The organism is Streptomyces sp. NPDC055815 (assembly GCF_053616475.1).
Window position 1 is genome coordinate 1,030 of record NZ_JBSHDU010000185.1, and the last position, 898, is coordinate 1,927.

Here is an 898-nt window from a genome sequence, read left to right on the forward strand (position 1 = left end):
CCTCATCCGGGGAGCTGAAAACCCGTCAGGACGTCACTGAGGCGCTGGAAAGCGCAGGTTTTGAGGTGGTGCGCAGCACGAAAAGCAGCATCAGCATTGCCGACCCGGACGGGGGGCGAAACATCCGACTGAAGGGAGCCATCTATGAGCAGTCTTTTAACGCTGGCGAAGGACTTGGAGCAGAAATCGAAAGCGCAGCAGCAGAGTACCGGCGAGATGCTGAAAGCCGCATTCAGCGAGCACGAGCAGTCTGTCAGAGCGGAACTGAGCGCAAGCGCGAGGAGAATCAGCGACGCCATCAGCGCCCACGAACAGAGTATGAGCGAGGCGATGGAGAAAAACCGGCGGAGCGTGCTGCTGACAGCCGGGAGGGCATGGCTCACCATCCTGATGGTGTCAGCGCTGCTGATCGCCACGAGCGGGAGCATTCTGTGGTGGCAGGGGCAGCAGATAACCGACAATTACACACATCTTCGTCAGCAGGAAGATACCCTGGCGAAAATGACTGCCCGGACGTGGGGAGTGCGCTATCAGGAGAGCAGCGACGGCCGGAGGTTCCTTATCCTGCCGCCGGGGATGCAAGCCGAAGCCATCCCCTACGACGGGACGACCTGGATCCGCCTGAAACAGGAGTAGCGGAAAATGACAGAGCTGGAAAAGCAGTTGCTGACCGCATTAGAGCAGCTACATCAGGACTACTCGCAAAGGCTGGACGAATGGGAGAGCGCCTTCGCGGAATGGCAGAAGATGTCTGGGCTTATGCAACGGGAGAACGCGGTGCTGAACGAGCGCGTGTCGGACTTGAGCACGCAGGTGCTGAGTTTAAGCGAGCAGCTGCGCCGCTTGTCCGGGAACTGAATGCCACCGAGTTCCGGCAGGGGGAGAATGAGTATCTCTG

General features: G+C 59.4%; 2 protein-coding genes. Both read left to right on the forward strand.

Annotated features, from left to right (window positions below; genetic code table 11):
• Positions 1-144: 144 nt before the first annotated feature.
• On the forward strand, positions 145-636 hold the full coding sequence (locus ACWGN5_RS41870) for an MbeB family mobilization protein (RefSeq protein WP_063844470.1): 492 nt from the start codon (positions 145-147) through the stop codon (positions 634-636).
• A gap of 6 nt (positions 637-642) precedes the next feature.
• Complete coding sequence (locus ACWGN5_RS41875) at positions 643-858, forward strand: MbeD family mobilization/exclusion protein (RefSeq protein WP_044704874.1); 216 nt, start codon at positions 643-645, stop codon at positions 856-858.
• Positions 859-898 lie beyond the last annotated feature (40 nt).

Excerpts from the sequence above, each read along its gene's own strand:
- ACWGN5_RS41875 (WP_044704874.1), top strand. The coding sequence starts at position 643 with ATGACAGAGCTGGAAAAGCAGTTGCTGACCGCATTAGAGCAGCTACAT.
- ACWGN5_RS41870 (WP_063844470.1), top strand. The coding sequence starts at position 145 with ATGAGCAGTCTTTTAACGCTGGCGAAGGACTTGGAGCAGAAATCGAAA.